The organism is Avibacterium paragallinarum (genome assembly GCF_900450705.1).
Taxonomy (GTDB): domain Bacteria; phylum Pseudomonadota; class Gammaproteobacteria; order Enterobacterales; family Pasteurellaceae; genus Avibacterium; species Avibacterium paragallinarum.
In genome coordinates this window covers 143792-155766 of record NZ_UGHK01000001.1, presented here as the reverse complement: position 1 = coordinate 155766, position 11975 = coordinate 143792, and the positions used below count along the sequence as shown (strand labels likewise).

At 41.9% G+C, this 11975-nt stretch carries 10 protein-coding genes; all 10 read left to right on the top strand.

Annotated elements, in window-relative coordinates:
* The first annotated feature begins 50 nt into the window (after positions 1 to 50).
* A complete protein-coding gene (locus DXZ23_RS00965; protein WP_017806912.1) occupies positions 51 to 860 on the top strand; it encodes a cytochrome C assembly family protein in 810 nt (269 codons plus the stop codon).
* A gap of 45 nt (positions 861 to 905) precedes the next feature.
* Positions 906 to 2168 carry an HlyC/CorC family transporter gene (locus DXZ23_RS00960; protein ID WP_017806911.1) on the top strand — a complete coding sequence of 421 codons (1263 nt, stop codon included), beginning with the start codon at positions 906 to 908 and terminating at the stop codon, positions 2166 to 2168.
* A gap of 253 nt (positions 2169 to 2421) precedes the next feature.
* Positions 2422 to 2868: a TonB-system energizer ExbB gene (gene exbB / locus DXZ23_RS00955; protein ID WP_017806910.1), complete on the top strand. Its 447-nt coding sequence runs from the start codon at positions 2422 to 2424 to the stop codon at positions 2866 to 2868.
* A 9-nt stretch (positions 2869 to 2877) separates the two neighbouring features.
* Complete coding sequence (gene exbD, locus DXZ23_RS00950) at positions 2878 to 3267, top strand: TonB system transport protein ExbD (protein ID WP_017806909.1); 390 nt, start codon at positions 2878 to 2880, stop codon at positions 3265 to 3267.
* Positions 3264 to 4019, top strand: a complete 756-nt coding sequence (locus tag DXZ23_RS00945; RefSeq protein ID WP_017806908.1) for an energy transducer TonB — start codon at positions 3264 to 3266, stop codon at positions 4017 to 4019. Before exbD ends, DXZ23_RS00945 begins: the two co-directional genes overlap by 4 nt.
* 390 nt (positions 4020 to 4409) lie before the next feature.
* A complete protein-coding gene (locus DXZ23_RS00940) occupies positions 4410 to 6281 on the top strand; it encodes a PTS mannitol transporter subunit IICBA (protein ID WP_017806907.1) in 1872 nt (623 codons plus the stop codon).
* A gap of 67 nt (positions 6282 to 6348) precedes the next feature.
* Positions 6349 to 7500: a mannitol-1-phosphate 5-dehydrogenase gene (locus tag DXZ23_RS00935; RefSeq protein WP_017806906.1), complete on the top strand. Its 1152-nt coding sequence runs from the start codon at positions 6349 to 6351 to the stop codon at positions 7498 to 7500.
* Positions 7501 to 7615: 115 nt separating this feature from the next.
* A complete protein-coding gene (locus DXZ23_RS00930; protein WP_017806905.1) occupies positions 7616 to 8125 on the top strand; it encodes an MltR family transcriptional regulator in 510 nt (169 codons plus the stop codon).
* A gap of 100 nt (positions 8126 to 8225) precedes the next feature.
* Complete coding sequence (locus DXZ23_RS00925) at positions 8226 to 9008, top strand: glycosyltransferase family 32 protein (protein ID WP_017806904.1); 783 nt, start codon at positions 8226 to 8228, stop codon at positions 9006 to 9008.
* Positions 9009 to 9109: 101 nt separating this feature from the next.
* The gene (polA, locus tag DXZ23_RS00920) at positions 9110 to 11974 is read left to right on the top strand and encodes a DNA polymerase I (protein WP_017806903.1); all 2865 of its coding nucleotides are present in this window, start codon (positions 9110 to 9112) and stop codon (positions 11972 to 11974) included.
* Position 11975: the final 1 nt, after the last annotated feature.

Below are 11975 nucleotides of genomic sequence, written 5' to 3'. Positions count from 1 at the left end.
GCGAGGCTAGAATAAAAATAATTCTTGATTTGGATTTAGGGTGAATAAAAATGGGATTTGCCGTCTTTTCAATGTTATTTTATGTGGCGAGTATTCTCTTTATTACGCCAATGTTGCTGAAAGCCCATTCAGGGGAGCAGGCGAAGAAACCGAATAAAACGCTATTTTTTAGCACCGCACTTTTCGCCATTGTGTTGCACGGGCTGAGCTTAACCCTGCTTTTCTCGCATTTATTCAATGAGCAAGATTTCACCTTGATCGAAATTAGCTCATTGCTTAGCGTGATTGTGGCAATGCTTGCCACTTGTGCCATCGGTTTTCGCGTCAATACCCTGTGGTTTTTGTTGCCGATCGTGTATTGCCTTGCCATTATCAATTTGATTTTACAGGCATTTTTACCATTTTCGATTATCCAGCATTTAAGCCACAACTTAGGCTTATTTTTGCATATTGGGTTGGCTTTGTTGGCTTATGCTTTGTGTTTTATTGCAACTTTATATGCGGTGCAACTTTGGTGGATTGATCGCAATTTGAAAAATAAAAAATTGGCGTTATCGCCCATTATTCCACCATTGATGACGGTGGAACGCCATTTTTTCCGCCTAATGTTTAGTGGTGAGATTTTGCTCACCTTGACGCTGATTTCAGGGGCGATTTATTTGCCAGATTTTTTTGCCCCGCACAATGTGCAAAAAGCGGTGTTTTCTTTTCTTGCTTGGCTTGAGATTGGCATCGCATTGATTGGACATTGGAAATGGCATTGGCGAGGAAAAAAGATGATCATTTATTGCATTTCAGGTATGATTTTGCTCTCGCTTGCCTATTTTGGCAGCCGCGTCGCATTTGGGCTAAGCCTTTAATCTCAGGCTTTCCCAAGAATAATGAGTTAAAGAAAGGATTTAATTTTGGATAGTATTCCCCTTAGTACGTTATTTATCACCTTAATTATTTTATTGATTTTATCCGCTTATTTTTCTAGCTCTGAAACGGGGCTGTTATCTGCCAACCGCTACCGTATGCGTTTTTTGGCAGAAAAGGGGCATAAAGGAGCAAAAAAAGCCGAGAAATTGCTCAAAAAAACGGATATTTTGCTCAGCCTGATCCTAATTTGTAATAACCTTGTTAATATTTCCGCGTCCGCCATCGCCACCATTATTGGTATGCGTTTGTATGGGGATATGGGCGTGGCGATTGCCACGGGAATATTAACCTTTGCAATGCTGATTTTTGCTGAAATTTTCCCCAAAACCATTGCAGCACTTTATCCTGAAAAAGTGGCATTTCTATCCAGCCATATTCTCACGCCATTATTAAAGCTCTTTAGCCCGATCGTTTTTGTGATGAATGTGATTATTCGTGGCTTAATGAAATTATTTAGAGTTAAAAATGAAGTTAAAACTAGCTCGCTAAGCACCGAAGAATTGCGTGCTATTGTAAACCAATCAGGGCAATTTATTCCCTCCGCCCACCAAAATATGCTGCTTTCCATTTTAGATTTAGAAAAAGTGACGGTGGACGATATTATGGTGCCGCGTAACGATATTGGCGGTATTAATATTGATGATGATTGGAAAGCTATTATGCGTCAGCTCAACCATTCCGCACATAGCAAAGTGGTGCTATACAAAGAGAGTATGGACGAAAATGTGCTGGGTATCTTACGGGTGCGTGAGGCTTACCGCTTAATGTTGGACAAAAATGAATTTAGCAAAGAAACCCTTATTCGTGCGGTGGACGAGGCTTATTTTATCCCTGAAGGCACACCGCTAAACGCACAATTAGTTAATTTCCGCAATAAAAAAGAGCGTATTGGTTTAGTTGTGGACGAATATGGCGATATTAAAGGCTTAGTAACGCTGGAAGATATTTTAGAAGAAATTGTCGGCGAATTTACCACCTCAACCGCCCCTTCCATTGATGAAGAAGTCACTCAACAATCGGACGGCTCGATGATTATCGAAGGTTCTGCTAATATCCGTGATTTGAATAAACTATTTGACTGGCATCTAGACACCGACGAAGCCCGCACTTTCAACGGCTTAATTCTAGAGCATTTAGAAGAAATCCCCGATGAAGGCACGGTTTGCGAGATTAACGGCTTAAAAATCACCATCTTAGAAGTGGCAGATAATATGGTGAAACAGGCGAGGGTGGAGAAAATTTCATAATCTAAAAACGCGGAATAAAAAATCTTATTTTTCAGTTCCTCTTAAAGACGAAAGTGTTTGCTTTCGTCTTTTTCTTTTGTAGCTAAAAAATCAATAAAAGTACGGTCATTTTTCATCGCACTTTTTTATTGGTGCTTTGACCCATAAATTTTTCTTTGTTACAATTCGTAATCTAATTGAAATTAATTCTCAATACTAATTAATAGGCGGATTGCCTAAATTCTATTTTGAAGTCAGCGTTAAGGATTTTCCAATGCCACAATTATTCGCATTTTTACAACATTACATTGATTATATTATTCTTGGTTTGCTCGGGTTAATGAGTTTTATTATGGTATGGTTTGTGATTGAACGCTTTGTTTTCCTAAACCGTGTTGATGTTGCCAAATACTCCAATATCCACGAGCTAGACATTGATCTCAACCGCAATCTCACCATTATTTCTACCATCGGGTCTAATGCTCCTTATGTTGGATTATTGGGGACGGTAATCGGAATTTTATTAACCTTCTATGAATTGCGAAATTCAGGCGGTGATATTGATGCTGCGGCGATTATGCTCAACCTTTCTCTTGCTCTAAAAGCTACTGCGGTGGGAATTTTGGTTGCCATTCCGTCAATGGTGTTTTACAACGGCTTGCAACGCAAAGTAGAAGTTAATCGCCTAAAATGGAAAGCCTTAAACGAGAAAAACAGCTAGGGGCATAACGTGAAAAAATTTGATGAAATCAACATTATCCCTTTCATTGACATTATGTTGGTGCTGTTGGCGATTGTATTAATTACCGCGTCTTTTATTTCGCAAGGTAAAATTCAAGTGAACGTGCCAAAAGCCAGTAGCACAGTGGCATTTAAGTCGGATGACTTGGCAAAATTATTAACCGTTACAGAAACGGGCGAAATCTTTTTTAACGATAAGCCGACGGATTTAGCTCAGATGGAAAAAGAAGTGGCAAGCTGGGCAAAAGATCAAAAAGTTACCCTTAAAGTGGATGCCAAAGCGACATTTCAAGATTTCGTAACCCTAACGGATTTAATGGCAAAAAATGACATCAAAAACGTTGCCATTGTGACGATGAAAGAAAAGGCAAATAAATGACGAACAAACAGCGTTCTTGGTTTGGCTTTTTAGCTTCTTTGCTCTTTCATTGTTTTTTGTTCGGCGGGATTGCTTATGCGTTACGATCTGATGACAGTGCTAATGGCTATCAGGCTGATTTGATCGACACCAGCATTTCAATGGAAATGTTGCAAGGAATGATGGTCGAACCTGAGCCTGCTCCAGTCCCTGAGCCTGAGCCAGAAGTGAAGCCTGAACCTCAACCTGTGGCGAAGGAAGATGTGCCTGATCCGACGCAACAGCCTGAAAAAGTCACGGAAGTGAAAAAAGAAAAACCAAAAGAAAAGAAAAAGCCAAAAGAAAAATCAAATAAAGCGATAAAAAATAAAGATCTATCAAAGGGTGACCGTAATGTAGATTCTGCAGCGAAAATAGATTCTGTCGCCACAGGATTAGGTAAAGCCACGGTGGACAACCCTAATTTGGTGGGCAAAGGAAACAGCACAGATGAGGTGAAAGCCTATCTTTTAGCTCTACGCAGAGAATTTGAACGGCAAAAACGCTATCCACAGCGTGCAAAATTAATGCGTAAGCAAGGTATAGTGAAGATTTCCTTTTCTGTAGCAAATAACGGAACGATTGGTAATATTAAAGTGGCACAATCCTCAGGCAATGCCGATTTAGATAATGCCGCGTTGAATGCGGTGAAAAACGCACAATCTGTTGGTCCAAAGCCTTTCGGGCTACAGGAAATTAATGTTGTTCCAATACGGTTTACGCTGAGCAATTAAATGCAGTTAGGTTGCTATTAAAATGTAAAAAGTCATAAATTTATTATGATGCTACATTCATATTCAAAGTCGAGTTCAAGAGTTACCCTTCTTCGGATAAAATCGCAATAAAAAGGCTTTTCTGACCCTCGACTTTCTTCCATACTATAAAAAATAATCCTTTACTTAGCTTTCCTTCTCTCTAGATAGTTCTAAATAGTAATTAAGAGCAAAATTGACAGCTTATTATACAAACTGTGATCTGTATCACATTTTATATTTTTATACTCCAAAATATATTGTGATCTAACTCACATTTCTGACTTAAAAAATTTTGGCTTTGATTTTGCCTTTGATATGCTTTCGTTCATTAAATGGACGCAAATCGTTTCTCTATAAATGAGGTAAATTATGTTATCTGCAAATGCAAAGCTTAAGGTTCAAAGTTTTGGACGCTTTTTATCGAATATGGTAATGCCAAATATTGGGGCATTTATTGCGTGGGGATTTATCACCGCACTTTTCATTCCAACGGGCTGGGTGCCGAATGAAACCTTGGCGAAACTCGTTGGGCCGATGATCACCTATTTATTGCCATTATTAATTGGTTATACTGGGGGGAAATTAGTCGGTGGCGATCGTGGTGCGGTTGTAGGTGCGATCACAACCGCTGGGGTAATCATTGGGACAGATATTCCAATGTTCCTTGGTGCAATGATTGCAGGGCCAACAGGTGGTTGGGCGATTAAACGTTTTGACCGCTGGGCTGATGGTAAAATCAAAAGCGGTTTTGAAATGTTGGTGAATAATTTTTCATCAGGCATTATCGGAATGGTACTAGCCATTCTATTCTTCTTAGTGGTTGGCCCCGCGGTGAAAGTGCTTTCTACTGCATTAGCGGCTGGGGTTGATGTGCTTGTGCAAGCTCATTTGTTGCCTTTAACCTCTATTTTTGTTGAGCCAGCAAAAATCCTTTTCCTTAACAATGCCATCAATCACGGAATTTTCTCGCCATTAGGTATTCAACAATCTCAAGAAGTTGGTCAATCTATTTTCTTCTTGATCGAAGCTAACCCAGGCCCGGGATTAGGCATCTTATTAGCCTATATTTTATTCGGTAAAGGCTCAGCCAAACAAACTGCAGGTGGAGCGGCGGTGATCCACTTCTTCGGTGGGATCCACGAAATTTATTTCCCTTATGTGTTAATGAATCCACGTCTATTAATTGCGGTTACCGCAGGGGGAATGACAGGCGTATTTACCTTAGTGTTATTTAATGCAGGGCTTATTGCACCAGCTTCACCCGGTTCGATTATTGCCGTATTGGCGATGACTCCTGCCCATTCTATCTTTGGCGTGCTTTGTTCCGTGGCATTAGCAACATTGGTTTCTTTCCTTATTGCCGCGTTCTTCTTAAAAATTCAAAAAGAAGACACATCAGATAAATTAGAAGAAGCGCAAGCAGCATCAAAAGCAATGAAAGGCGGTGTGGCAAAACCAGTAACCGATTACAAAGGCTTGCAAAAAATCTTTGTATCTTGCGATGCAGGAATGGGATCAAGCGCAATGGGTGCAAGTATGCTACGCAAAAAAGTGAAAGATGCTGGCTTGCCAATTAAGGTGGCGAACTGTGCAATCAATGACTTGCCAGATAACGCAAGATTAGTGATCACGCACCAAGACCTAACCTTACGCGCACAAAAACAAGTGCCAAATGCAATGCATCTTTCTTTAACCAATTTCTTAGATAATAAATTCTATGATAATTTGGTGAATGAATTAAAAGTGCATTTTGCAGACGCCGCCGCAAAACCGGCAGACAGCGTAGAAGTGGCAGAAATGGACGGTGCAACCTTCAACCTAAGTGCGGATCAAATTTTCTTAGGATTGAAAGCAGAAAATAAACAAGATGCCATTCGTTTTGCGGGTGAACAATTAGTGAAAGCAGGCTTTGTGTTACCAAGTTATGTGGACGCAATGTTTGAACGCGAAGAATTAGTTTCCACTTACTTAGGCGAAGGCTTAGCCGTGCCACACGGTACAGTTGATGCCAAAGATGCCGTATTGAAAACAGGTATCGTAGTATGTCAATATCCTGAAGGCGTACGCTTTACTGAGGAAGAAGACGGCGTAGCGAAATTAGTGATTGGTATCGCCGCACGCAATAATGAACATATTCAAGTGCTAACCGCTATCACCAACGCTTTAGACAGCGAAGAAGCGATTGCAACATTGACCACCACAAACAATGTGGAAGAGGTGTTAGCCTTACTTAAATCTTAAAGTGCGGTCAAAAATGGCATCGTTTTTGCGATGCCATTTCTCATTATTGATGTTATTGGAGAAAAAAATGAAAGCATTACATTTTGGGGCAGGAAATATCGGGCGTGGTTTCATCGGAAAATTGCTCGCCGACAGTGGTATTGAAGTGATTTTTGCCGATGTGAATGATGATGTTATTCGATTATTACAAGAACAAAAAAGCTACAACGTAAAAGTGGTGGGGGAAACGGTTAATCGAATTGAGCTGGTGTCTAATGTAACAGGCGTTAATTCAAAAGATGAAAATGCCCTGATTGACTTATTTAAACAAGTGGATTTAGTCACCACTGCCGTTGGGCCAAATGTACTAAAAATTATTGCTAGCACCATTGCCAAAGGCTTGGTGGCACGTCTTGAAGCAGGCAACAAACAGCCACTCAATATCATTGCGTGCGAAAATATGGTGCGTGGCACAACCTTCTTAAAAGAGCAGGTTTTTCACTATTTAGATGAAAAACAGCAGCAACAAGTGGACGCATTGGTTGGCTTTGTGGATAGTGCGGTGGATCGCATTGTGCCGCCAGTGCAACTTGATCCGCAAGATCCGCTGTTGGTTACGGTGGAAGAATTTAGCGAATGGATCGTGGATAAAACCCAATTCAAAGGCGATATTCCGCACATTGAGGGAATGGAACTCACGGATAATCTGATGGCATTTGTGGAGCGCAAATTGTTCACCCTCAACACTGGCCACGCCGTTACCGCTTATTACGGCAAACTAAAAGGGCATCAATTTGTTAAGCAGAGCATTGAAGATCCTGAAGTGCGAGCCTTTGTAAAAGCGGTAATGGAAGAAAGCGGGGCGGTGTTGATTAAACGCTACGGCTTCGATCCGCAAGCTCACGCCGCTTATATTGAAAAAATTCTCGCCCGCTTCGCCAACCCTTATTTGGTTGATGATGTGGATCGCGTAGGGCGTGAGCCGTTGCGAAAACTGAGCTACAACGATCGTTTGATTAAGCCGTTGCGTGGCACATTGGAATACCATTTGCCTCATCAACACCTTATGCAAGCAGTTGCCACCGCCCTGTGCTATCGCAATGAAAACGATCCGCAAGCCCAAGAGTTGCAACAAGCCCTCGCTCAGCAAGGGGTTATTCCAAGCCTTGAGAAATTCACGGAATTGCCAGATCACGAAGTGATTTCACAAATCGCCCAAGCCTATGAAAAACTCGCGTAAATTTACCGCCCAAGTGTGATAAACTTGGGCTATTTGCGAATATTCAAAAGTGCGGTGCAAAAAATACGAATTTTTCTAACCGCACTTTGTCTACCCAATTTTTAGGAAGCTATCATTGGACGATCCAGTTTATGAAAAATTGAGCGAAGCCACCTCCATTCGTGGCTTCATTACCGCGAGCGTTGCCCTTTTTGATGAGGCGGTGGACAGCCTCATCAATCGCGTTTTCCGCAAAACGGATTTTGCAGTGAAATCCGTGGTAGACTCCCTTTTTATGACTTCAGGCCCGCTTTTTGAGCTGTCTATCCGCCTGAAAGTTCTACTTGGGCTTGGCGTGATCGAACACGACGTTTTTGAAGATCTCAATGCCTTTATCAAATTCAAAGAAAAGCTCAATAATGACGAAAAAGATCACCGCTTTTTCGATCCCCTTATCATTGCGTTTATGCAAAGCCTGCATTTGCAACAAGACAAAAGCCTGCTGAATTTCCCCGAAGAAAAGGAAGATCCCGACTCCCTCAGCTACCAAATCAAAACCCAACGCAAAGAAAAACTCGTGCGTTCCTGTCTAATACTCACCATAAGTGAAATTTACGAACGATTACAGGTGGAAAGCCCGCTATAAACTCAAGCTGAAAAGTATCATTATTTCCCTGTTTAATCTTTAAATGCTTATGTGGTACACTGTTCTCAAAACTTATATTTTTTGGGGAATGGGTCATAAAATGAAATACGGATTAAATTCAAAGAAAATTCTTGTTACAAATTCTGTATTAAGATTAATTGGTAATGTTGTTAAAACGCTGAGCTATCCATTTCATTTCCTTTTTCCTAGAAAACGTTTCACCCTACCTGAGTTTAGTCCAGCTAGAAAAGAGAATTTAAACTATCAAATATCCCCTACAATTTGGCAAACTAATTATACTAATAAAGTAACGTTACCTATTTACTGTACTTATTTAATTAACCGTTTTTTCTCACCTTCTTTCAATTATCGTTATATGGGAACAGAAGAACGAGAAAAATACATTAAACAAAATGCTCCTCAGCGTTTTTATGAGGCTTATATAAGACTAAACGATGGTGCTGCACAAGCGGATTTTTGGCGTTTATTTGTTTTATACAATGAGGGCGGAGTTTATATTGATATAGATGGTCATTTAGTATGGAAGCTTGAAGAAATTATCAAGCCGAATGATAGTGAGGTTTTAATTAAAAGGCGTGATAGTTATACAAATTTTTTTATTGCAAGTAAAAAAGGAAATTCATTTTTATTAGATACACTCATACTAATTGTTGAGAATATTGAGCAGGGTAGAACAGAAAATGGCGTATTTTGTTTAACAGGTCCCGTCACATTAAATAATGCATTAAAAGACAAAGTCGTTAATTGCCGAAAAGATAAATTAACTTGTGTTCAAGGTACCTTTTCTAATGAATATTTCCAATATATGGATAAAAAGAAAGGAAAATGGATTCACAAAAAAAGTGAAGATCTCCTGAAATAGTTTACTCATTATGTGTTTCTCACTTTTTCGAGGCAGTAGGCTATTTTTCTTATTTCAACTATAATAGCCGACAATTTTCACTCTGATTTAATGAGAATATAATGGCAAATATAGCAGAAAATCCCCTTGTTTTAGTTGATGGTTCTTCTTATCTATACCGTGCGTTTCACGCTTTTCCACCGCTCACCAACTCTCTCGGCGAGCCTACGGGGGCGATGTATGGCGTGTTGAATATGCTGAAAAGTTTGATTGCACAGGTACAGCCGAGCCATATTGCGGTGGTGTTTGACGCAAAAGGCAAGACGTTTCGTGATGAATTGTTTGAGCAATACAAATCGCACCGCCCGCCAATGCCTGATGATCTTCGCAAACAAATTCAGCCGTTGCACGCCATTATCAAAGCCCTCGGCATTCCGCTATTATCCATTGAGGGCGTGGAAGCCGATGATGTGATCGGCACGCTCGCGGTGCAAGCCTCTCAAGCGGGCAAAAAAGTGTTAATCAGCACGGGTGATAAAGATATGGCTCAGCTGGTGGACGATAACATTATGCTCATCAATACGATGAACAACAGTTTGCTTGATCGTGAGGGGGTGATTGAAAAATACGGCATTCCCCCTGAGCTGATTATCGATTATCTCGCCTTAATGGGCGACAGTGCGGACAATATCCCCGGTGTCGCAGGCGTGGGGGAGAAAACCGCACTCGGCTTGTTGCAAGGCATTGGCAGTATGGCGGAAATCTATGCCAATTTGGATAAAGTTGCCACTTTGCCTATTCGTGGAGCAAAAAAATTGGGGGAAAAACTGCTCGCTGCCAAAGCGGATGCTGACTTATCTTACACCCTCGCTACGATTAAAACCGATGTGCCGCTCGATATGAAGCCCGAAGAACTTCATCTGGGGGAAAATCAACGGGATAAATTGATTGAATATTTTGCTCGTTATGAATTTAAACGCTGGCTCAACGAAGTGATGGAGGGTGAAAGCGGTTTAACCAAAGGGGATTTGCAAAGTGCGAAATTTGCCAGCTCGCCAGAGGTGGCAGATAGTACACAAAGTGCGGTAAAAAATCGCGTCAAAATTGACCGCACTTTATATGAAACAGTGGATAGCCAAGAGAAACTTGATGCGTGGATCGGCAAAATTCAGCAAGCGAAATTCATCGCCGTGGATACGGAAACCGATAATTTAGACGTAATGCAAGCCAATCTAGTGGGCATTTCTTTCGCGTTAGAAAATAGCGAAGCGTGCTACATTCCGCTGGCTCACCAAGAAGAAGTAGCAACGGAAAGCCAGCCCCAAGGGGAATTATTCGGCGAAACAGAAGCCCCTGCCAGTACGCACTTTGCCCTTGTGCCGAATCAATTGGATAAAACGGCTTGCCTTGCCGCTCTCAAGCCTCTCTTGGAAAACCCTGAGATCCAAAAAGTGGGGCAAAATATCAAATATGATCTCACCGTATTCGCCAACAACGGCATTGAATTGCAAGGAGTGAAATTTGACACAATGCTCGAATCCTATGTGCTAAACAGCACGGGGCGACACAATATGGACGAGCTGGCAAAACGTCATTTGGAGCATCAAACCATCGAATTTGAAGCCATTGCAGGCAAGGGCAAAAAACAACTCACCTTTGACAAAATCGCCATCGCCCAAGCCACCGAATACGCGGCAGAAGATGCAGAAATCACAATGAAATTGCACCAAACCCTATGGCAAACCTTAGATCAAACGGAAAGCTTAGTGCAATTATTTAGCGAGATAGAAATGCCGTTGGTTGGCGTGCTTTCTCGCATCGAACGCAACGGCGTGTTGGTGGACAGCCAAACCTTGCTCGCCCAATCGCAAGAAATTAGCGAAAAACTGACCGCACTTGAAAGCCAAGTTCACCAAGCGGCGGGGGAAACTTTCAACCTCGCCTCCACCAAACAATTACAAGAAATCTTGTTTGAAAAGCTCGGTTTACCGATTATCGCCAAAACGCCAAAAGGTGCACCTTCTACCAATGAAGAAGTATTGGAAGAATTGGCACAACAGGGGCATATTGTGCCGAAATTACTGATTGAACATCGTGGCTTGTCAAAATTAAAATCCACTTACACGGATAAATTACCGCTGATGATCAACCCTCGCACAGGGCGGATTCACACCTCTTATCATCAAGCGGTAACGGCAACAGGGCGATTATCCTCCAGCGATCCCAATTTGCAAAATATCCCAATCCGCAACGAAGAAGGTCGCCGTATTCGCCAAGCCTTTATTGCTCGCGAAGGCTATCAAATTATCGCGGCGGATTACTCACAAATCGAACTTCGCATAATGGCACATTTATCGCAAGATGAGGGGCTGATCACCGCATTCCAACAGGGCAAAGACATTCACCGCTCCACCGCAGCGGAAATTTTTGGCGTCCCCCTTGATGAGGTAACCAGCGAACAACGCCGCAGTGCCAAAGCCATTAACTTCGGCTTGATTTACGGAATGAGTGCTTTCGGGCTGTCCCGCCAATTAGGTATTCCACGTGCGGACGCACAAAAATATATGGATTTGTATTTCCAACGCTACCCCTCCGTGCAAACCTTTATGACGGACATTCGCGAAAAAGCCAAAGCACAAGGCTATGTGGAAACCCTATTCGGTCGCCGTTTATACTTGCCAGACATTCAATCTAGCAACGCAATGCGGCGTAAAGGGGCGGAACGTGTCGCCATCAACGCCCCAATGCAAGGCACGGCAGCGGACATTATTAAGCGTGCGATGATCGCCATTGATCAGGCAATCCACCAAGATCCCGACATCAAAATGATTATGCAAGTCCACGATGAATTGGTGTTTGAAGTGAAAACCGACCGTGTAGATCACTACCGCTCGCAAATCCAATCTCTAATGCAAAACGCCGCCCAACTCGTCGTTCCACTGATTGTTGATGTGGGCGTGGGCAATAACTGGGATGAAGCCCACTAAA